Origin of the sequence: Aquimarina macrocephali JAMB N27 (assembly GCF_000520995.1) — a bacterium.
GTDB lineage: Bacteria > Bacteroidota > Bacteroidia > Flavobacteriales > Flavobacteriaceae > Aquimarina > Aquimarina macrocephali.
This window is the reverse complement of sequence record NZ_JACA01000034.1, coordinates 127,959-149,955: the sequence shown is the minus strand read 5'-3', so window position 1 is coordinate 149,955 and position 21,997 is coordinate 127,959. Positions and strand designations below refer to the sequence as shown.

The window sequence follows — 21,997 nt, the reverse complement described above, 5'->3', positions numbered from 1 at the left end:
AGACCTCTCTGGAGGAAACAGATCATTATTCCATTACAAAATCCTTTCTTAATAATTCAGGAGCATTTTTAAGGCACTTCTAAGTATAGTGGACTATCGTTACAACAAATTCTTTGGTTTCAATATTGGATGTACAACACATTTTCGTAAATAGAAATTTTAATGACTTTTCAATTTCATTAAATACTTGATTTTATTGATCTTTTGGGTTAAAAAAATAGAGTTAATAACAAAAACAAGGATTTATATGTATTGGAATAGTATCTTTCAAGATATTTATGACTAAAAATTACTGAGAAAACATAACTATAAAAGCATAGTCTCTTGAGAAATATCTTTTAAATAATTATCTGTGAAAAATTGTTTAAAAATGAAAGTTATTACACTTAGTTTTATTTGCAAATTTCTATATTAAGAGAATTATTTAAAATTGAGAATGAGTAAAATTGGAAGAAACGAACCTTGCCCTTGTGGTAGCGGAAAAAAGTATAAAAAATGTTGCATAAATAAAGGTGTTGACAACATGCCTATTCCATTTTCCATGACACCTCCTGAGATAAAGGAGAGCCTTTCTTTTAAAAAATATGTGATTAAGCATAATAGCGTTGAACTACTTAAGATATTTTCATTACTACAGTTACTTCCTAAAAATCAATCCAAAGAATTTAGATTGGAAGATATTCAAATGACAATTTGCAGGAATCTAAATTCTAATAATTCTGAAATAAACTATAAGGAACTAAAAAACCTAATTCATAAAGAATATAAATATAATTATAGAGAAGATCCTTGTGAAGCGGCTTTTACTGAGAATATTATGTTTTTTAATGGAAATAACATTGTTTTCCCTGGCATGACAAATGACTCAACAGTTTTGAATCAAAACTTACTTCATTCTATATTATTTCATGACAATGACTTGTTAGAAATAGTGAAAAATAAAATTAAAGAGGGAGCCTTTTTTATTTTACATCTATTTAATGAAATAGCCAAAAAAATAGGCTATACTCGAAATATTTTTGAGGATAATGACTGGAGAGGGAAAATATTTTTTCCTAGTTCAAGTTTTCTAAAAGAACACTCAAAATATTTTGAATTTAGCAAAGAAGATATTCAAAGAATATATAATAATTTAAAGATTAAATCTGATATTATTGAGGAATTTACTTCATCTTTTAGTGAAATAGAAAATTCGACCTTTGAAGCAAATACATTAACCTTAAAACCTTTCATTGAGTATGATAATAAGTTTTATTTAGTAATGCCTTGCTGCCAAATGGCATGTTTAAATAATTTTATCATTGAGACTCTTAACAAAAACAATCAGAAAGATTTATTAAGTGTTTCCTATAGGCATATTGTTCAAAATGAAACAGGGAAGTATTTATCTTCTATTTGGAGGCAAATAAACACTTTTCAAATACCTTTATTAGCTGTTGAAGAAATTAAAGAAGCAAAACATCAACTTATTACAAGTTATTTTAATATTGAGCGTTTAATAGCATTTTAGAGGCTAGATAAATTGTCTTTATGGAAATATCTAAGAGCAAGAAAAAGAGCTGAGGAAAAAGATATAATAATGCACCCTGCCTTTTCTATTTTGACTTATTATAAGTGGTATAAAAGAAATTTTGAATCATTTTTTCCAACGGATGATGCTTACCCTAACTATATTGGATTCGATTTTACCATTCAAGGAGAAATAATTATTGATGCTAATAAAAAGAACGATAGACATTTTATTTTTCATTATAATAATGATAATATTTTAGGTTATTTACCAGTAATAAAAACAGAAACATATGCACCAATATATACATCAGAAGAGATTTTTAATGGGCTTCTGCGCATGTGCATAGAGAAATATGTTTGCCCTATTTGGATTACTTTAAAAAAACCCTAATGATACTTATGGAAATAATTTTATTGATTCTATCCTTTTTTGGTTAAATGAATTTCATGAATATTTAAATCCTATACTACTTCCATTAGATTGGCTTCCCATAGAAATAATTCTAGAATTTGAGGGAGCTATTGAGGATACTTCATTAGAAGAAATCAAAACAAATGATTTAAAAAAACTGCTAATAAAATATAGAATAGAGCCATATACTAGAAGAATTTTTATAAAAATTCCTATTAGGATATTTAATGCTTTAAACAGGAGTGACAATTATGGAGAGAGAATATTAATGGGATGTGTTATTAAAGGATTTAGCAACTTATTACAAGTGGCTGATTATAAAGAAATAAAAGAGTTTGAAATAGAGAACATTTTAGATGCTTATATGCCGTTAAGTAGAGCAAAAATGATATTAACAATGACTACTAATGATATACAAACTGAAAGAAGATTTATTTCTAAGGCTAGATTTCTTCAGGATGCAGATACAGCAATAGTATTAGAAAATAATGTAAAGTGGTTAGGTTATAAGAAACAAATACCTGAAAAAATAACTGAATCAAAGGAAAAAATAGAATTGTGCCTTGATTTAATAAACTCTTTAATCAATCAACTTAAGAATAGATTAAAAGAGTATAATTCAAAAAATCTATTAGGCTTTTTGATGTTGAAGCACGAAGCTTTAATTCATGATGGTGCTAGTTGGTCTATTCAAATTCCTGCTAGATTAACATGCTTTAGTAAATACACGGATGTTGTAAAAGAGTTTAGAGAACATGAAGCCAAAAGAATTAAGACCTCTCTAGATATTAGAAATCTAATAGAATTTGTTGTTGCAGAACCATTTTTTGGTAGTAAGGAGGAAAATGATGATGATATTGATTTTTGTTAGCTATAATGACTGAGATAATAAATTATGGAACGATTAAAGACTCTATTCAGTTTGAAATTAATAATCCCAATATGGGATTATTGCCCTCTGGTAGAATAGGGATTGACCATTATTTCTATAAAAATATCTTGGCTAAATATAGAAATGATACAACTAATGATGAAATTATAGATTTTAAAGAATCATTTGACAGGAAATTTAGAAATAACTCAAATCAAATTACCCGTTTAGAAAGCAATGAGATAGATATCTACTATGATAAAGTAGATGCACTTTTTTTGAAAGATTGGGGTATTAGTTTATCAAAAATTGATTCAATTTTATTTTTTCTAAGCGAATATTGTTTAGAGAAAGAAAGGTCTTACTATTATTGTTCCGAAGATTATTTTGCGAAAATTTTAAAAGAAAATTTAAAACTTAACACTCAAGAGATACAAGCATTTGAAGAACAATTGATTCTCAAAACGAGAGGAAAAATTGAAAGGCCAGAAAAATTAGATGATTATCCTGAGATATTCCCATGGAGATATAATAGAAAATTTTCATATATAAGGAGACCCGTCCTGAGGATAAAAAATAATGACAATTCACATACACTTTTTTGGAGTATGAGACATTTAGATTCGGCTTCTAAAAATTTACAAGCTATTTTTCATAATGGACTAATGAAAGTAGACTCAAAATACAAAAACATTAACAGTTTACTAGCAGAAAGAAATAATATAAAAGGGAAAGAGTTTAGAGAAGATGTATATGAATGGTTAAATGAAAACACTAGCCTTGAAGTTATTCCTTATGAAGTTAAAATATCTGATAGAAATTATATAAGTGAAGATAAAAAAGTTTTGAAATCAGATAAAAACTATGGAGATGTCGATATTTTAGCGTTTAATCACTCTTCAAAAACAATATTTTCTATTGAATGTAAAAACACCAAACAAGCAAAAATCATGTATGATTTTCAAAACAATATAAAGAACTACATCCAAAAACAATTGCCTAAACATATTAATAGAGAAAAATGGTTAAAAAACAATAAGTCACAACTCAAAAAAGTATTTGATTTATCTTCAGAAAATTATAAAATTCAATCTGTAGTTATTTCCTCATTCCAATTACCAGTAAAGTATCTTCATAAAGTATCAATTCCTATTTACTCCTTTAATGAAGTAAAAGAAAATCATATTTTTTAATTATTTTAAAAATTAAAGGTTAAGTCCTAAGAAAGATATGATCAACAAGAAGAAGACGAATTTCAGTGTTTTGCATACGAGAAAAATAATACAACAGTTTATTAAACTAATGTATCTTTTTAAGATAATGTGTAATAGTTAAAACCTCTTGATGTAAGATAAATACAACTGTCGGGTTAAGTACTATCTGCTACATATTAATAATCTAGAATGAGTTTTTATAAATGCTTCTAATTCAAATAAATAATCAATAGAATGGTTAGGTATTTCAATCTCTCCCGCTACTAAAGATAACCTCTTGATTTTCAAGAGGTTATTTTGATTTAAGGAACTCTGCTTATAAGGATTTTTCATTGGATTTTGGCTTGACGTGCTGTACTGACGTGCTGATTTTTTTATTTTGAATCTCCGAAAATACTCATCTCGGAAATTGCTTTTTTGATTATTGTGGTGTAGATATAGTGTTTATTTAGTACTTCATCGGTTGAATGTGAATCCAATTTTCTCATATCATTACCCGTTGCTAATTTAAGGTAAGTCAGGTATGTTTTTCTTAGGCACTTCATTTGTAGAAATGAGTAAAGCCTTTGGATAGGTTGCCCATAATAGTGCTTGTTGATTGCTCCTTTCTGTCTGAACATAATAGGTAGTTACTGGTGTTTTGTACTTGTCGTATCCGAGTCTTAATAGTAGATCTTTTGTTATTGGTATTATATTCTTGTCTACATTGTCATTAAACCCTGCGCTATAAGGTTACTCCTGTATTCTTTTTTAATATAATTTCTATGCTTCCAGATAGCATAAACGACATACCACCAAAAGTATTATATACCATATTAAAAGTATTGGATATCGATATTGGTGAATTTATGTGTAAACTGTTAAATGATAGCCCAAAAGAAATTATGATGTATGCCAAAATATATGCACTGTACATGATGCAAGAACAACAATGCTAAATGTAAAAGTCAGGTGTTGGAAGTCACATTCTTTAAAACTTAGATTCTTTGCTTCTTTGTCTCTTTGAAACTTGGCTTCTCTGAAGCAGAAACTTTGAAAAAAAACAGTTTTACGGATTTCCGTAGAGATACAATGCGGCAAAACCATAGTATTGTAGCTTGGTTTTCAACTATTTGATTAGAAATAAAAATAATTGAAAAAAAAACCTCAGTTCCGAAAAATGAAACTGGCATCCCTTAATATTGTAAATAGAAAACTGATAATTATACTAATACCAAAACAAAATTAGTAGTAATGAACAAAGTAATATGTGTTTTTAATCTGATTCTTATAAACCTATTGTCGAAAATATAAATAAAGAATGTATATAAAAAAACGATATTTGAATTATTTAATCAAAGGTGTTACCCTGTTTTTTTGTTTGATCCTGTTCAAAGTTTTTATAGCAGACATATATTATATTCCCACAGGTTCAATGAAAAATACAATTGAAGCAAAAAGTTATGCAATCGCTTCTAAAATTCATTATGGAGCTATACTACCAAGGACAACACATGAAATACCGTATTTATCCAAAATTTTTAAAAGTTCGACCCTATAAAATTATGGAAGGATTCCAGAATACATGGTTTTTGTTCAATAAAGAGCAGAGATATAATTCTTACAACTTATAAAAAAATTAAACTAGCAAAAAGGGTTATTGGTACTCCAGGGGATACTGTTACAATTAAAAATGGAGTGGCCAGTATTAACTATCAAGAAGAAGAAATATTAGATTCTTATAGATATAAATATACCGGAGAATTTACAAAAGAGGAAATAGAAAATCTTAAAAGAGAAACAGAGATCGTTTTTTTTAGGGAATAATCGATATGATATCACATTGAATGGGAAAGTTTTAAAAACCCTAAAAAAGAAAAAAATGACTGCTCAATCTCTAAATAAAGAAATCGTTGTTTCTAAAAATAAAAACACAATTTTTCCAGAGATAATGGACAACGTATGGGATAAAAATAATTATGGACCAATAATTGTTCCTTTTATAGGTATGGAAATCGAATTAAATCAGAAAAATTATCATTTATATAAAGATATTATTAGCACATATGAAAATACAAAAATACAAGAAGATAACTGCAAGTACCTGATCGATAAAAAGGAAACTTTATCATACATCTTTAAAAAGGATTATTTCTTTCTATTAGGTGATAACAGAATGGAGTCTAATGACTCAAGGTATATAGGTTTTTTACCTATGAACAATATATTCGGTAAAGTTATTTTTTGGTTTTAGAAGATATTTATCATGGTTAAGACATAAATTATTGATTTTTGAATTGAAACAATTATACCAACACTTAGATATAAATTTTTATACACATGAACACATTTTTAGTAAAAACAACAGTACTAGTTATCATTGTATTGTATAGCACTACGATACAAGCTCAATACATGGGTAGGGCAACATACAAACAACTCACCAATGATGATTTTAAAGAAGTCGTATCTCTACAATCAGATACCCTGGATGTTATTAGCGGTAAATTAATAAGGCCTGTAAAAATGAATCTTCTGGGTCATTATCTAGTGATCTCTGATATCAGTGCCCAAAAAAACATACATATCGTAGATATTAAAGAAAATAAATATTTAGGAGGGTTTATTGATATAGGTAGTGGCCCTGATGAACTATCAAGCCAATGGGGTTTATCAAAAAGCAGTGATAGTACTTTTATAGTATCAGATACGTATTATAAAAAGTTTCTGGGGTTTAATATCAATGAATTATTGACTACAGGAAAATCTTTTATACGTGGCGAAATAGATAAAGAAGATATTCCCTATTTCTTTGATTATAATGAAGATAAGAATAGCTTGTTATATGCTGGACACTTAACGAACGAATTTCGTTTACATGAAAAAGACCTGGACTCAGGTACTATTAGTGGTTATGGTGAGCTATTAAAAGATCCCACTGGGAAATCTGATGAAATTAAAGTAAGAAATTTTTTATCGGTAGCAAACATATCAAGTAATCGCTCATATTTTGCTTTTGCATATATTTTTGCACCTATGGTAGAAGTTTTTGATTACCAAAAAAAAGAGACAAAAACTGTTTTGTTACCAGATAATAAAGAACCAACATATTATGCCCGTGAGGAGGAGGAGGTATTAAGTGTTGGTGCTGGTAGGGATGCAACTTTAGAATTTGATGACATAACGATGTCTGAAAACTATATTTATGCCCTTTATACAAGAAGAAAGATGAAGAATCTCAATTCTGGAAAAAGCAGGGTTTATGTATTTGATTATAAGCTTAATCCGATAAAAATATACAATTTGGATCGTTATATTCAATTTTTTGATGTGGATAATGATAACGTGATTTATGGATTGCATACAGAGCGATTAGGTTCGGAAAGTGATAAGCAAAAAGTGTTTATTTATAATTTAAAACATTGAATATTTGATTCTTAATCATATAGTATAGGCGGAAACCGAAAAGCCTTTAATAGAGTAGGTATATTTATAAATCATTTTAATAAACATTTTTGGTAGAGTACCCGAGAGGACTAAATACAAGTATACTATATATTGGATCTTTCATTTATGTTACATCTAAAAATTCCATACTATTATTTCATGGTATTATAGAGAGCGTTTGAAATCGAAGGACTTATTAACCAAAGAAAAGATCACTCATTGTTTTTTTAATAATCCCAAAAAACTCATTTCGTAGAGAAGGTTCTATAAATTGGCCTCCATACTCAATCGTAGTGGTAAAACTACTTTTATCTTTAATTCCTCTGGAAGAAACACATAAGTGTTTAGCACTTACTACGACAATAACATCTTTGGTTTCTAAAGTTTGTTGTAAGTCTTTTAGGATTTGCAGACATAATCTTTCTTGCACTTGAGGGCGATGTGAATAATAATCGACCAACCTGTTAATTTTTGACAATCCTACTACCTTGTTTTTTGGAATATACCCTACATGCGCAGTACCAACTATTGGTAAAAAGTGATGCTCACAGGAAGAATCAATAGTAATATTATGTTCTACCAACATTTTTTGATATCCGTACTTATTATCAAAAGTTGAAATTTTTGGACGGTTTTTAGGATTTAAACCATAAAAAAGTTCTTTTACATACATCTTGGCTACTCTGTACGGAGTTCCTGAAAGACTATCATCTGTTAAATCGAGCCCTAACTCTTTCATTATTTCAGAAAAGTGATGTTGAATATTTTCGATTTTTTCATTATCGGATTTTTCAAAAGCATCCTCTCGTAAAGGAGTTTCTATAGTATTAGAAATATGTGCATCTCCTATTAATTCTATTTTCTTTCTATTCATTTTACTAGTACTAATTGGTTTTACAACATTTTTGTTTGCATTGACAGTATTTTAGATTGTAGAAATGTAAACCCACTAATAATAGAGATGCTACAAAAATGAGCGCTTCTGGTAAATAAATTAAGGGAAATTTTTCATTTAGAACAATAACAAATAACAGTAGCCAACTTATCCAAAAAGCATATTTCATTTTGGGTCTTGAAGTGGTTTTAACAGATCTACGGATCGCTATAAAAGAAAATCCTAAAAAAATAATGTCTAAAGACTTCCACCAGGCGGGATGTACATCTTGTAACATTATTGAACCAGTATGAGCGATAAAAAGAAATGGAGTGATTAAGCAATGCGCCAAACATAAGCTACTTGCTACAATTCCTAAAGTATCTGAGTTATTACGTATGTGAGATATGTTCAAAAGAAAATGGATTTATTTACGTTAGACAAAGATAATATTATTTTACAAATGCAACTTTGTTGCTTTAATAATATTTGTTTATTTTTGAAAAAATCATTTTATGATACGAACCAAATCTCTTCAGTTTGCCTATCGGGATACAAAAAATCGTACTTTTTGTTTTCCAGATATTGATTTGCCTTCAAAAGAAGATATATTGATTTTAGGGCCTTCAGGGGTTGGTAAAACGACATTGTTACATCTTTTGGCAGGTCTTTTACCTCCTAAAGAAGGAGATATTTTTATTGCCAATACTTGTTTGAATAAACTTACACGAAAGCAATTAGACTGTTTCATAGGACAAAATATTGGGCTAATTTTTCAACGAGCTTATTTTATCAGATCTTTATCCTTACTTGAGAATTTAACGCTACGTGAGCGACTTTCCAAAAAGAAAAGTGATCGTTATCGAAGAGAAGAATTAATCACGCAGTTAGGACTCTCAGATCTTCAAAGCAAAAGAGTGTATCAATTAAGTGAAGGGCAACAACAGCGACTTTCGATTGCCTTAGGAGTTATACATAAACCTAAAGTTATATTAGCAGATGAACCTACATCTAACCTGGATGATACTAATTGTGAAAAAGTTATTTCCCTACTGAAAAAAGAGGCTCAAATCTGTAAAAGTAATTTAGTGATCATAACTCATGATAAAAGAGTGAAATCACATTTTGATAATCATATAATTTTATAAAATTGTTATACCTGGCTTACAAAAATCTGATTTCTAAACCTTTGAATACTATTTTGAGTGTTTTGCTATTGTTACTAAGTATTTCGCTAACAACTTTTGTTTTGCAGGTAAGAAATCAACTTAACCAACATTTAGAAAATAATACTAAACCATTTGATATGGTTATTGGTGCAAAAGGGAGTCCGCTACAACTTGTATTGTCTTCTGTTTTGCACATTGATGATCCTACGGGTAATATACCATTAGATGAAGCCTTAAAAATTGCTAGAAATCCTATGGTTAAAGAAATGATACCCGTTTCTTATGGAGATAATTATAGAGGGTATAGAGTTTTAGGTACGTCAAATGAGTATTTGGCTAAGTATGATGCAACCTTGCAAGAAGGGAAGTTATATGAAAAGCCTTTTGAAGTAGTTATTGGAAATGATGTAGCAAAAAAAATTAACCTACAAATAGGAGATACTTTTGCCAGTGCACATGGTTTAGCCGAAAATGGATTAGAAACTCATGATGAGAAACCTTTTATTGTTACTGGAGTATTAAAACCAACAGGGGCGATTATTGATCACCTTATCATTACTAATCTGCAAAGTATTTGGGAAGTGCATGAACATAGTGATGAACACAATCATCATGAAGAAGAGCACGAAGAACAAAGAGAAATAACCTCTTTACTAGTTAAATTTAGAAACCCTATGGGGGCTTTGCAAATGTCTAGACTTATTAATGAAAAAACAACCATGCAAGCAGCACTCCCCAAATTTGAAATCGAGCGATTAATGAGGTTTTTAGGAATTGGCTTTCGTACAATTAATGGTATTGCTATTGCAATACTGCTGGTAGCTGGCCTTAGTATATTTATTAACTTAATAAAAACGGTAAGAGAAAGAAAACAAGAGTTGGCCTTGTTACGTACCTATGGGGCCAACACTTTTCAGTTGATAAAATTGGTCTTTCTCGAGGCACTTTTTTTATCCCTATTAGGATCCATTTTAGGATGGTTTTTAGGGAGAATAAGTATCTGGTTTTTTTCAATTTTTACAGAAAATATATATGGATACCATTTTGTATTTAGCTTTCCTACCAATAAAGAACTACTCATATTGATACTAGTGATTCTAACCACCTTCCTGGCAGCGATTCTGGCCTCATTGCCTTTATTTAAATTAAATGTTTCTAAAACAATATCTGATGCATAAAATAGCCTTTCTAATCCTGTTTTTTATAGTAACTAAATTCAACCTTTTTTCTCAAGAAAAATTGGCTTGGCACGATTTGGCTGATGTAAAATTTTATAATGTTTATAGTGCAAAATATGATGATATCTTTTTGAAACCAAGATTCGGACCTATTATAAAGTCATACCAAGGTGCTCAAATTCGTATTAAAGGTTACTTTTTAGATTTTTCTATTGAAGAAGATGAATTCTATATGGTATCTAAAAATCCTAAGTCTTCCTGTTTTTTTTGTGGTGCAGCAGGTCCAGAAAGTATTGTTGAAGTTATTTTTAAACAAAAGCCAAAGTTTAAAACAGATCAAATTGTAGAGGTTACAGGTATTCTTGAACTTAATACAGATGATGTAGATCACTGTAATTATATATTAAAAGAGGCGACAGGTAGGTTGATAAATTAAAAAAAATAGTAACTAAGTAAATATTCTATAGACGGTCTAAACCGATCTCTTGTAGCGCTTACAGCATTGGTTTTTTAGACTTGGTTAAGTCTTTCCTGTCAAAATTATTACCTAAGCCATGCTATTAATTTGTTCAAGAAAACATCCGGAGGCATATAAAAGTTACTCTTAAAAATGACAGATGTTGAAGTAATGGTCTGCTCATTATTTGTGGTTGGTAAACCCCTGATACAACTATAACTGTGTGAAAATTGTGATGCCAGCCAATAGTAAACGGCTTTATAAAAGTTTCCTGGAAATAATTCAAGTATTTTAACATGCTTATTTTTGCAATATATCATGTTCATAAGCCCTGCGCCATGTAATCCGATGATATGAGTAGCATTGGTAAATAACTTAACTTGTTCTGCAATGGTAAAGTTCTGCGCGTCGATTATTCTAAAATTATTGTTTTGAGCAATGCTTTCAATTTCCAAGGAATTTACTAAACCTCTTCCGTAGATTCCTCGGCGGGTAATAAATATTTTATCAGGAGAAGCAACAGTGTTTTCTTCGTAAGACAATTCATCAAGCAATGGGCGAAAATTTTCATGTTTGCAGGTTATATTTTGAACAAAATAAGTAGCATCTTTAATTTCATAATATTCATTTTTAGCCTGAAATATCCAATTACGATTGAAGAATTTTGGACATAACATGTTAAATTGCTGAAAAAAAATACTTGATCTTAATTCTTCAGATACAATAACAGGAATGTCTCGTGATACATTTAAACGATCAAGTAGTGCTAATCGTCCAACAAAATCATTCAGAAAATGAAAATAGTTCGTGTAATTTTCTGATAACAAAACAGCCTTATTTAGCTTTACCCTCTTTTGCCGAAAATAATGAGTTTTTGTAATAGTTGGTTTGAACTGGTCAAGCACAAATTGAGCATAAGGGTAAGATTCTGCAATCAACTGAAAATTTTCTGAAAGAGCCCACCCAAAAGTAGGCTCTATAATACATTTTTCAGTATAAACGTATAGAAATTCTTGTTGTTCAACACTAGCCTCTTTTATCATTTGGGTGTTAATTGCCGATTCAAATTGATCATATTTCAAATCATCAAATGGCTTGGTTAACAATTGATGCCGTATATATTTAGACATAACATGCTTAGGTAGAAATTCAAGAGCTGAGTTTTCCATGCGATTATTTAATTACATTGTTTCACTTTTTGGTAACGGTAAAAAATAAATGATAACGTTTTTCATTACCATCAAAAATCTCGACGTCTAAGAAACGTAAATAGGTCTTTATTCAAATGCGATAATTTTACATTTCTAAACATAAGAATCAATAATTTACCCATTCTACAACAGGATGTCTCGTTATTATTCTTTTAATAGTACGGTACGAGTAACTTTATTGAAAGGACCAGGAATCAGTGTTCCGGTTTCATCCAGCAATTCTAGTTGAATAATCACTTCTCCCATTGGAAGCCCTTTGATAACCTGTGGAGCCCATTCAGTGATGATAAATTCTTCACCATTAATAGTAGCACGAACTTTATGCCCATCTTCAGAAAGAGTGGTGTTCAGTACAAAAAAATCAAGTAATAAACTCTCAGCATCCTTACCAGTATATTCTCCCTTAGGACGACTGTAGATAAGGGTTGGAGCTTTCATATCTAACCCTAGAGAATCTTGGGGATTGGCACCAACCATAAGTTTTCTAACTATCACCGAGTTTGTATTTTTAACCGATTCATGGTACGAACGGCTTAAGAAAGCAACCAAATGATGCACACCATCGGGAATTTCTTTTTTAAAACGAGGTTCATAATGCGCTGAGTAAGGCTGATCATCCAAAATAAAATGGATATGTTGTCCTTTACCCGAATTTGCCAACTTTAGAGAATTTGGCCCCTGGGTTTGGGCACCTAATTCATAATTCTCTAAATTAAACACAAAATCCATATCACCTCCCTGAGAAATTTTTATGGTTTCAGGTAAATCCAAGGTAAGCGCAGCATCTGGATAGATCGGAGAGTTTTCTAATTTTTCTATGGTGATCGATTGTTGAATTTCTATCGATTCTTCAACAGATGGGTTTGCAATTTCTTCTTCAGTAACATTTTTCTTTTGTTGTTTACACCCTGTAAAAGTAATAGACAAGGATAGGATTACGGTAGTTAAATAATAAGTTTTCATTTTTATCTGATTTAAAAGTTATTTTTGTGAAGATTATCAAAACTCCATATGGATTCTTTCCCTTTGTTGACAATGGTGACATTTCCCAGATTAGTTACACTATCGTCAGATCTATTTAAATGACATCGTATCTGGGTGATTTGACTATATTCAATCTCATTAGATGTTGTAATTTTTATAATTATATCTCCTCCATCAATGCTAAGCATTTGACCATCTCTTTCTAATAGTTTGCATCCCAGATGATATAATTCTTGTGTGATACGGATGTAGTCATCCGTAGTACAAGTCATTACAATCGATTTTATGCCATTAAAAAGCTTTTGGTTTGCGTAGTTAGGCTTTAAAAAAGCTTCACGCGAATAAAAAGTATGATGCTTTTGGTACAGACTATCAAGAAAAATAGGATTATAAAAAGCATACCAGGTATGTAAAGCAGTACCAGGACTAGGGGTATAAAATGCTTTGAACCAAGTTCCCTTTTGTTTACTTAATTCCATATCTACAGTTTTTGTAGCATTAAGAAACCGAGTGTTTTCTACTTTTAGTTTTGGTTTAACGCCTAAATGAAAATGTTCATCATCATTCTCTAGAGTGAAACCTACGCCACTTTTCCCAACAGGTTCGTTGAATATATTGTTAGGCCCTAAAATTTCAATATAATGTTTATGTCCTCTTAGATAACACATAGGTGTATCATTATCTATTGGAGCAAAAGAAGGAAGCCCTTTATCTAATGCTCCAAAAGTCTTGCTCCACTCAGTGTCCTTTATTAAACTAGAATATGAGAGACTATCCAGAACTATATATAAATGATTCAACATTATCGCAGAAACATGTTTGCCAAAGGCCGCATCAATCTTTTCTCGGTCAATTAGAGATGGGGCGTCTTTTTTTTGCACTTGATCCTTACAAGAGACTAAAAGTATCAAAATAAAAATATGAAGAGCGATTCGGTTAAACATGATTAAAACTGTATTAAAAGTGACCTTATTGATGATTTGTTTTTTGTCTTAAAATGTATTCTCAACCTCTGCTGCCTCTAACATAAGATAGTGTAGGTCTGTATTTTTTATAAAAGGTTTCAATAAGTGATTTCCCGGACCAAATAATGCCAATTCTACATAATCTGCAGAATGATGCATACTGATCCAGCCCACAGAATTGTGCTTTTTTTGGATTTCAGCCAAAACTCTAAACGGTAAACTTTTAGGGTTGTACAGACCTTCTTCTCTATTGAGAGTGTCATAATAGCCCAATAGTAATTTGGCATCTTCATAGGATAAACCAAATCCATTGGCATACTCAACACGTTCTCGAACTTGATTTGGGGAGCTTTCCTTTCCTATCCCATTTAGAATCCATTCATTAGTATGTTTGTAATTCTGAATGGAATCGAACTGTTGGTTGGCATTGGAGCCATAAATCACCCCGGGGTTGGCATTACCGTGGTCAGTGGTAATTATGACCAGAGTTTCATTATCCCGTTCCGCAAAATCGATAGCCACTTTAATTGCATCGTCAAAAGCAACTTGGTCATAGATCAACCCAGCAATATCGTTGCCATGAGCTGCCCAATCTACTTTTCCTGCTTCTACCTGTAGCACAAAACCTTCTGGATGTTCCTTTAAGACGTCTATTGCCTTTTGTGTCATTTCTGCAAGACTGGGAACACTTTCTAAGAGTTTCTGGTTGCTCCTCCTATCCTTAGCATAAGGAAGCCCATTGTCGGTAAATACACCTAAAAGAGGCTTGCTGTTTGGGGCGATTAGCATTTCATCACGGTTTCGAACTACATGGTAGCCCTTGGCTATAAAGGCTCCGTACATATCTTTTTTGTCCTTCCGTTTTTCTGTTGAAAAGTAATCATTCCCGCCCCCCATCAACAGGTCAAAACCCTGTTCGAGATATTTTTCGGCAATTGAGGCCTGGTCATTCCTTGATTTTTGGTTGATACAAAAACCGGCTGGCGTAGCATGAGTTATAGGTACAGTGGTAACGCACCCGGCTTTTTTACCTACCGCCCTGAACTTTTGCCAAATAGGAAGGTGGGGCTCGCCATTGACACCAATATTGATCCCCCCGTTTCTGATCCGTGCTCCACCACCCCAAGACGAACTTGCAGCAGCAGAATCGGTAACGATGGAGCTGGCAGAGGCCATATCCATCAAAGCACGTGATACTTTGTTTTCTTTATAAAGTTGCAACCAATTACTGCCCTTTCCGCTTTTTCGGTCAAGATAGAGGTCTGCCATATTCAAGGTACCTGTACTCATACCATCACTAACAAGCATTATAATGTTCTTGGCCTTTTTGTTTTTCTGAACCCTATCCCCTTGGGTAGCCCTAATAAACTCATATGGGGATAATATTGCTGCACCAAGAGCAGTAAGTGTTCCGTTTCTAAAAAAATGCCTTCGGTTCATTGCGGTATAATATTATTTTGTTTAGGCGTTATTTTCATTGATTTTAAATTTCAGTTTTGGATTTTCTATTTTCAATGACTTAAGTTCAAAAAAATCGAGTTTATCTAATTTCTCATCAACACCCAATACCTACCACCGAAATAATGATAGGTATTTGGAAGCAGGAAGTTGTCTATCTCGTTTTGTATGGCAAAGAGAATCTTCATCCAAAGAAAAAAGACTAAAAACATGAGTTTTTCATTTCATATCGTTTTTTAATTAACTACCATCCCATCAAATAATTTTGCCCTATTTAAAACATCTCCGGTAGTTGTAAAGCTTTTATTAGAAGGTTCATAAACAAGACTATCTACCCCTATCCCATTACGTAGCAATTCAATCCCTAAAAGTTTAGTATTAAGAAGACGTTCTCTTTGCTGGTCAAGGTGTTCACCTATAATCATTCTCGATTTTAAGAAAGAGCCTTTCTGTCGTTCTATCCTGGGAGCAATACCAATTTTCAATTGCGCCAAAGATCGCTCCACAGGGAGTTGTAATGGCGTTTGCCAATCGAGCAATGCTCCTTGGTAGAAATCCCCATCAGCTTTGGCAACCAATGTGATATAATCTATCCCCTCTTTCCTTATTAGCTTATAAAGGTTATATTGGGTGGGCTCATCGAACTCGAGAACAACCCCCAGGGCGGTATAAAAAAAAGAATTTCCTTTATACCTTTCCTTGATCACAGGTTCCATAAAATCCATAGGGCAAACCAGAAAAAGGGTCTTTTCTTGCCGTTTACCGAAAAAAATCATACCGATGCCCCAGGATTATAAGGTAGGGAGGAATGATGAACGTCTATCTTTAATTTTCCAGAAGGATCAAGAGTATAGCCAAAAGTATATTCAACCTTGACCTCCTGCCCATCTAGGTCAGTAAAGTAATAGTTACCCATAGCCAAAGCTCTTTTTTCTTCGAGTATCATAACTTCGTTTTCAAAGCGTACCTTGGTCCAGGGTTGAATAGCAAAACCTCCATCCTCTGGGTATAGATCGTTTCCTGCAATAAAATACGAAAGTGCCCCCTCCTTATCAGGCCTAAATTGAATGACCGATGTTTTGGTGGGCTTGAACAGTACCTTTTTTTTATCAAAAGCATAGCGTTCATCCAGGAACTTGCTTGTAAAACGCTCGCATTCCTCTCTTTGATCTTTTTTAGCGCCAATCTCGACAACCCCGTTGCTCCATTCCATTTGTACTTTTTGTACTTCTTCTTTAGTAATCATTATTATTGTATTTAAAAATTGAACATAATTTTCTTAATTGAGTATGCCTTTTGTTTTTAGACGTTTTGAGCTGAAAATTCCAAGGCCAAAAAGGACGGTGGATATCAGATAGAGCGTTAAAGCCACTGGAACCAATTGATATGAGGCTGGGCTATATTGAAACTTAGGTAATGTAGTATAGTCCTTTTGCGTAAACTCTTTATTATTGTAAAGAAGGGGCACAAAATATTCCCGCCAATTTCCTGCAAAAGTCATGACCTGTTTTCGGTAATTTTCGTAATCTTCCGTAGAGGTTCCCGCCAAATGGTTGAATGACTCCTGAACAGTGATTGCCGGAGATATCCATTTGAATTTATTCATCCAGTCTTGTTGTTTTCGTAATTGGTTCTCAAAAGAGCTTACTACGGGTTCTAATTCTTCTTTGACCAACTGTTGCGAAGCCATATACCTGTGCCAAAAAGACCTTCTTTGAGAGGTGTCATTAATAGCATACTCTGGATGGTCACGTAAATAATTGTCAAGGATTTCGTCTTGTTTTTGGGTGATTTCTGCTTTTACTTCACGCATCTCATTGACCATAAGGGTGCGCGATGGCATAGGATAAAGGGTATTTCCCAATTGGTTCAATACAGAAGGAACCAGTAACACAAATAATACCCAAAGCCCAAGCATAGCTACCGCATTTTTGGCCGAACTACCTACCCATAGATTAACCAAAAAGGCTAGAGTAAACCAAAAGAGTATATATCCCAACACCAAAACAAGTAGCCCTAAAACTAGATTCCTTTGATTTAGGATGTCAATACCGATGATAAGAAAAACAAGTGTTAAAGCTGCAATGACCAAAACCGACATCCAAAAGAAACGTAATCCCAGTTTTTGCATTACCCAATTGGAGATACCAATGGGTTGTGCGGCCAGCAATCGGAGTGCACCACTTTCTTTCTCGGCAGAAAGCACGTTATAGGAAAAAGCAATGATCAAAAGAGGCAGTAGATATACAATCACAAATGTCAAGTCAAAACTACCGAACAGCAATTGCACAGGGCTAGTCATTTCGGTAAAATTTAAGGCAAAATCATCGCCTGTTGCCGTTGGTTTTACAAAATGGGTAAAAAGATCTGCTTGGCCCGTTGATACAAATGCCATAGGTTGAAGGCTCATGGAAGCTACCCTGGGATGATAATTTCCTACAGCCATTGGGCTTGTGGGTAGGGTCCATCGAGAAGCACTTACTTCCATCCCACGTTGTACCGAGTCGAGAAGTTTTAACATTTTGGTATCACTTTCCCGTAGTTCTTCTTGTGCCTTTACAATGACATTTTTACGTTTCTCTACTTTTTGTTTTCCATTAAAGGCCGAAAAACCGAAGAGAAGCAATAATATCAAACTCAAGAGCTGTATCCATCGGCTACGGAGCAACAGCTTTAATTCATATTTAAAATTGTAACTGAACATACTTATAAATTTTTAGGAATGAAAAAAAGGAATCCAAAAGAGCCTAAGAACCAAAATCCCATGACCATAAGATTGGAGGTATTTTGCTCTAGAATGGCTCCGAGTTGAGGAGGAGTATAGTCAAAGTCAGGTAACTGTTTCCAGGTTTCGGCATCTGCTTGGTACGCCCAATTGCCATATTCAGAGTTTTTGGCAAAATCCCCATTCAAAAATTTTTGAGTAGCGATGCGATAGTCCTCTGCAGCATCGGCAAAATCCCAATGCGTGGCATAATCGGTCTGGGCAATGGCCATACTCAAAAATCGGGTAGGAAGATAGGGGGAGAGAAGCGCCAAATTCCTGTATACATCCGACTGCTGCTCATATTGATTCTTGAGATGATTATAGTGTTTTAGATAGATCTTTGCCTGGTGTTCCTCACCTTTTTGCATTCTATAGGCATCATAGTTAAAGGGAAGCTGAGATAGGCTATCCACACTGTATTCTTTCAATATTTTTTCCTCTAGAAGTTTGGCCTCCTTGTTCCAGGGATTATGACCATCGAGCCCTGATTTTTTGTCTTTTAAGACATTGGCCGTAAATTCTTGTCGTGTTGGGTAGGGATACTTGTTTTCGGCAAAGTTACTCGCTGCTTTTGGTGCTGCCAAACAGGCGATGATCCAAACACATAGGGACACTACGAGCGAGATACCTGATTTTTTAGTTTTGATAGAAATCAACAGTACTAAGTTGATAAAGATAACATAGTAAACTACATATATCATAAACAATAAGAACAATGATTCCCATTTGAAGACCCCAAAATCTTGCAAGTTAGACAATAGGATACCTGCTATCAAGAACAGAATAGCCGTGATCAACAAAATAGGGAAGAAAAGTGCCATCCATTTTCCCCAGATCCATTTCCATTGGGAAATGCCCTGACTCTTGAGTAATGTTAAGGTACCCATTTCACGTTCTTTGGTAAAACCGTTATAACCCAGAAGAACAATGAGCAGGGGAATGATGAAGAGTAACATAAAATCTGGTGTCAAATCTCCAAAGCGAGCGAGGCCCGTTTGATCCGCCGCCGCGCTGAATTGTGCCTCGTTACGTTTATGAGCCTCCAAAAAAATGGAGGTACCTGTATATTTATCTACACCTTGGTCTACTAACGAAAGAGGATATTTAGGTTTAAAAGCATAAGTGCCATAATGTGCTGCAGAATGTGGATTCTTTTTACCTTGATTGTCCCAAACCTCACGTTCTGCCGTTTTAGCAGCCGAGTACTGTGCGTTCACATTTTGGTATTGTTGAGCACTGACCCATACCGCCACACTTAATAAAAAGAATACAATAATTAAGGAGATGCGAACGCGACCGTCACGCAATAATTCCTTGGTTTCCTTAAGAAAAGTTTTTGTTATCATGATAATATTTCTTTATAGTCCATGGTATCGAGATATACCTTTTCTAACTCGGCAAGGGAAATATCATCGGACACAAATTGTTGCCGTAATTTGCCATCTTTCATGATACCTATATGAGTGGCTACTTCCTTGGCACGAAAAAGGTCGTGTGTTGCCATTAGGGTGGCTATACCCTTTGACTTTAACTTGTGCAACAGCAATCCGAACTCATTGCTGGCCTTGGGGTCAAGACCAGAAGTAGGTTCGTCTAACAGCAGGACTTTAGCATCTTTTGCCAAGGCGATAGCGACTCCTACTTTTTGACGCATACCTTTAGAAAACGCGACGATACGTTTGTCAAAGGCTTCTGTTTGTAGTCCCGCTTCTTCCAAAAAGCCTTTTAATTCTTTTGTCGAAAGTTTCTTTCCTGCTATTCCAGAAAAATAATCGAGGTTTTCCAAAGCTGTTAAGCTTGGATAAAGCATCAGATTCTCTGGGATGTAAGCTAAGAAACGCTTGGTTGCCTTAGGATTTTCCTGTACGTCTATTTGGTTAATAGAGGCATTGCCCGAGGTTGGTGTCGTAAAACCTAGCAAGAGGTTGATTGTTGTGGTCTTTCCAGCACCATTAGCTCCGAGAAGGCAATATATTTCACCTTCTTTGATTTGAAGGTTCAATTGGTTCAGAGCAACGTGTTCACTGTATTTCTTTGTAAGATTGTTAATATTGATCATAATACTATTTTTATACGTTTGAATCTTGATAGCTTGAGATGGGCCAATTATCGATATTAGAGAACTCTCCTGTTTTCCAATCTAGTATCTCCTCATCGGTAAGCAAACATTTTTCAAGTTGCTGGGTTATCGTGGTAACATCGAGATGTTGCCCAATAAAGACCAGTTCTATCTTTCGATCCCCGAAAGGGTTTATCCAATCTGACTCTATTAATTTTTGGTTATCCAGAAAGGAAGGGTGGTTGATTCGTTCTGCAAATGACATAGATGCCCACCATACTCCGGCAGGGTCAATTTTTGTAGAGCCTCCTGCTGTACTCCAGATTAAGGCTTGATTACTACGTGAGGCCAACCAAAACAGGCCTTTACTTCGAATAATATTTGAAGGGAAATGGTTAGAAACATAGTCGAGGAACCGTTCTGGATGAAATGGTTTTTTATTACGGAATACAAAGGAACCAATACCATACTCTTCAGTTTCAGGAACATGTTCATTTTCGAGTTCTCGTATCCAACCTGCAGAACTTTCAGCTTCTTCAAAGTTAAACAACCCTGTATTGATAATTTCCTGTAATGCTATTTGTGAGTTTTTGGTAGAAAATATTCTGGCTCCTGGATTTAATTTATGAAGAATATCATACAAATTTTTTAATTCTTGTTCGGTAACCAGATCTACTTTATTGAGTAAAATCACGTTTGCAAATTCTATTTGATCGGTAAGTAGATTTACAATTGTACGGTCATCGTTCTCGATATTAGTAAGCTGTCTATCCGATAGATATTGGGCACTGGAAAAATCTTTCAAAAAATTATATGCATCCACTACAGTAACCATAGTATCAACATAACTGAAGCGACTTAGGTCGATACTGCCGTCCTCATTGGCAAAACTAAAGGTTTGAGCCACAGGAATAGGTTCTGAAATACCTGTACTCTCGATAATCAGATAGTCAAACCTGTTTTCCTTTGCTAATTTTTCGACTTCTATCATCAGGTCTTCTCGAAGGGTGCAGCAAATACAGCCATTGCTCATTTCTACGAGGCGTTCCTCTGTTCGAGAAAGGGTGTTTTCATTTTGTATGAGCTGGCTATCTATATTGACCTCACTCATATCATTGACAATCACAGCAACTTTTAACCCTTCTTTATTATGTAAAATATGGTTAAGTAATGTAGTCTTGCCTGCACCGAGAAAACCACTCAATACAGTAACGGGTAATTTTTTCATGACTAAAAAAAATTAAATACTAAAAATGTTGGAAGAAAATTTTCTGACTAATAGAGAAGGGTAATTGATCTAATGTGTGCACTATAATATGGTTTATAAAACCATATAGTTATAAGTATCAACATGCAAAAAGAAAATTTTCAAAAGTAAAACGCAACTACCCTAAATATTTAGGTGGAGGTTTATTGTGGATGCTTTTAGGTAGTGTAATA

At 33.4% G+C, this 21,997-nt stretch carries 24 protein-coding genes; 12 read left to right on the top strand and 12 right to left on the bottom strand.

Features of this window, described 5'->3' with window-relative positions; genetic code table 11:
- Nucleotides 1-436 precede the first annotated feature (436 nt).
- The 9 genes from Z054_RS32340 (at nt 437) to Z054_RS0118510 (ending at nt 7,414) form a co-directional block, all read left to right on the top strand.
- The gene (locus Z054_RS32340) at nt 437-1,510 is read left to right on the top strand and encodes a YecA family protein (protein WP_024771542.1); all 1,074 of its coding nucleotides are present in this window, start codon (nt 437-439) and stop codon (nt 1,508-1,510) included.
- 12 nt (nt 1,511-1,522) lie between these two features.
- Entirely contained in the window at nt 1,523-1,903 is a 381-nt protein-coding gene (locus Z054_RS0118550) for a hypothetical protein (protein WP_024771541.1), read from the top strand.
- Nucleotides 1,904-2,231: 328 nt separating this feature from the next.
- Nucleotides 2,232-2,795 (top strand): hypothetical protein, encoded by a 564-nt coding sequence (locus Z054_RS0118540; protein WP_152538604.1) that lies wholly within the window; start codon nt 2,232-2,234, stop codon nt 2,793-2,795.
- Nucleotides 2,796-2,800: 5 nt separating this feature from the next.
- Nucleotides 2,801-3,988 (top strand): hypothetical protein, encoded by a 1,188-nt coding sequence (locus Z054_RS0118535; RefSeq protein ID WP_024771538.1) that lies wholly within the window; start codon nt 2,801-2,803, stop codon nt 3,986-3,988.
- A gap of 785 nt (nt 3,989-4,773) precedes the next feature.
- Nucleotides 4,774-4,947, top strand: a complete 174-nt coding sequence (locus Z054_RS31800; RefSeq protein ID WP_161635308.1) for a hypothetical protein — start codon at nt 4,774-4,776, stop codon at nt 4,945-4,947.
- 362 nt (nt 4,948-5,309) lie between these two features.
- Nucleotides 5,310-5,549, top strand: a complete 240-nt coding sequence (locus Z054_RS32740) for a S26 family signal peptidase (protein WP_024771537.1) — start codon at nt 5,310-5,312, stop codon at nt 5,547-5,549.
- Entirely contained in the window at nt 5,546-5,815 is a 270-nt protein-coding gene (locus Z054_RS32735; protein WP_394331062.1) for a S26 family signal peptidase, read from the top strand. The genes Z054_RS32740 and Z054_RS32735 overlap by 4 nt, the downstream gene beginning before the upstream one ends.
- A 55-nt stretch (nt 5,816-5,870) precedes the next feature.
- Nucleotides 5,871-6,242 carry a S26 family signal peptidase gene (locus Z054_RS0118515; RefSeq protein ID WP_152538603.1) on the top strand — a complete coding sequence of 124 codons (372 nt, stop codon included), beginning with the start codon at nt 5,871-5,873 and terminating at the stop codon, nt 6,240-6,242.
- Between the two features lie 86 nt (nt 6,243-6,328).
- Nucleotides 6,329-7,414 carry a BF3164 family lipoprotein gene (locus Z054_RS0118510; RefSeq protein ID WP_024771535.1) on the top strand — a complete coding sequence of 362 codons (1,086 nt, stop codon included), beginning with the start codon at nt 6,329-6,331 and terminating at the stop codon, nt 7,412-7,414.
- Between the two features lie 217 nt (nt 7,415-7,631).
- Here the strand turns inward: Z054_RS0118510 and folE are convergent, their stop codons facing one another.
- Nucleotides 7,632-8,309 (bottom strand): GTP cyclohydrolase I FolE, encoded by a 678-nt coding sequence (gene folE / locus Z054_RS0118505; RefSeq protein WP_024771534.1) that lies wholly within the window; start codon nt 8,307-8,309, stop codon nt 7,632-7,634.
- 10 nt (nt 8,310-8,319) lie between these two features.
- A complete protein-coding gene (locus Z054_RS0118500) occupies nt 8,320-8,724 on the bottom strand; it encodes a MerC domain-containing protein (protein WP_262482450.1) in 405 nt (134 codons plus the stop codon).
- A 100-nt stretch (nt 8,725-8,824) separates the two neighbouring features.
- On the opposite strand from Z054_RS0118500, the gene Z054_RS0118495 reads away from it, so the two are divergent.
- Genes Z054_RS0118495 through Z054_RS0118485 form a run of 3 tightly spaced genes read left to right on the top strand, consistent with a single transcriptional unit; the run spans nt 8,825 to nt 11,092 of the window.
- Nucleotides 8,825-9,457, top strand: a complete 633-nt coding sequence (locus tag Z054_RS0118495) for an ATP-binding cassette domain-containing protein (RefSeq protein WP_024771532.1) — start codon at nt 8,825-8,827, stop codon at nt 9,455-9,457.
- A gap of 41 nt (nt 9,458-9,498) precedes the next feature.
- On the top strand, nt 9,499-10,656 hold the full coding sequence (locus Z054_RS0118490; RefSeq protein WP_152538602.1) for an ABC transporter permease: 1,158 nt from the start codon (nt 9,499-9,501) through the stop codon (nt 10,654-10,656).
- A complete protein-coding gene (locus Z054_RS0118485; protein ID WP_051473805.1) occupies nt 10,649-11,092 on the top strand; it encodes a hypothetical protein in 444 nt (147 codons plus the stop codon). The genes Z054_RS0118490 and Z054_RS0118485 overlap by 8 nt, the downstream gene beginning before the upstream one ends.
- Before the next feature lie 107 nt (nt 11,093-11,199).
- On the opposite strand, the gene Z054_RS0118480 is transcribed toward Z054_RS0118485, so the two are convergent.
- The 10 genes from Z054_RS0118480 to Z054_RS0118435 all read right to left on the bottom strand — a co-directional run bounded on the left by Z054_RS0118480 (nt 11,200) and on the right by Z054_RS0118435 (nt 21,785).
- Nucleotides 11,200-12,282, bottom strand: coding sequence for a glycosyltransferase family 61 protein (locus tag Z054_RS0118480; RefSeq protein ID WP_024771529.1), 1,083 nt, complete (start codon nt 12,280-12,282; stop codon nt 11,200-11,202).
- A 186-nt stretch (nt 12,283-12,468) separates the two neighbouring features.
- A complete protein-coding gene (locus Z054_RS0118475; protein ID WP_024771528.1) occupies nt 12,469-13,287 on the bottom strand; it encodes a hypothetical protein in 819 nt (272 codons plus the stop codon).
- A gap of 11 nt (nt 13,288-13,298) precedes the next feature.
- The gene (locus Z054_RS0118470) at nt 13,299-14,252 is read right to left on the bottom strand and encodes a DUF5829 family protein (RefSeq protein ID WP_024771527.1); all 954 of its coding nucleotides are present in this window, start codon (nt 14,250-14,252) and stop codon (nt 13,299-13,301) included.
- Nucleotides 14,253-14,300: 48 nt separating this feature from the next.
- Nucleotides 14,301-15,713: an alkaline phosphatase gene (locus tag Z054_RS0118465; protein WP_024771526.1), complete on the bottom strand. Its 1,413-nt coding sequence runs from the start codon at nt 15,711-15,713 to the stop codon at nt 14,301-14,303.
- Between the two features lie 254 nt (nt 15,714-15,967).
- Nucleotides 15,968-16,507: a hypothetical protein gene (locus tag Z054_RS0118460; RefSeq protein WP_024771525.1), complete on the bottom strand. Its 540-nt coding sequence runs from the start codon at nt 16,505-16,507 to the stop codon at nt 15,968-15,970.
- Complete coding sequence (locus Z054_RS0118455; protein ID WP_024771524.1) at nt 16,504-16,977, bottom strand: hypothetical protein; 474 nt, start codon at nt 16,975-16,977, stop codon at nt 16,504-16,506. The genes Z054_RS0118460 and Z054_RS0118455 overlap by 4 nt, the downstream gene beginning before the upstream one ends.
- Before the next feature lie 33 nt (nt 16,978-17,010).
- A complete protein-coding gene (locus Z054_RS0118450; protein ID WP_024771523.1) occupies nt 17,011-18,435 on the bottom strand; it encodes a DUF3526 domain-containing protein in 1,425 nt (474 codons plus the stop codon).
- Between the two features lie 2 nt (nt 18,436-18,437).
- On the bottom strand, nt 18,438-19,844 hold the full coding sequence (locus tag Z054_RS0118445; protein WP_024771522.1) for an ABC transporter permease: 1,407 nt from the start codon (nt 19,842-19,844) through the stop codon (nt 18,438-18,440).
- Nucleotides 19,841-20,557, bottom strand: a complete 717-nt coding sequence (locus Z054_RS0118440; RefSeq protein ID WP_024771521.1) for an ABC transporter ATP-binding protein — start codon at nt 20,555-20,557, stop codon at nt 19,841-19,843. The genes Z054_RS0118445 and Z054_RS0118440 overlap by 4 nt, the downstream gene beginning before the upstream one ends.
- Nucleotides 20,558-20,567: 10 nt before the next feature.
- Nucleotides 20,568-21,785: a GTP-binding protein gene (locus Z054_RS0118435; RefSeq protein ID WP_024771520.1), complete on the bottom strand. Its 1,218-nt coding sequence runs from the start codon at nt 21,783-21,785 to the stop codon at nt 20,568-20,570.
- Nucleotides 21,786-21,997 lie beyond the last annotated feature (212 nt).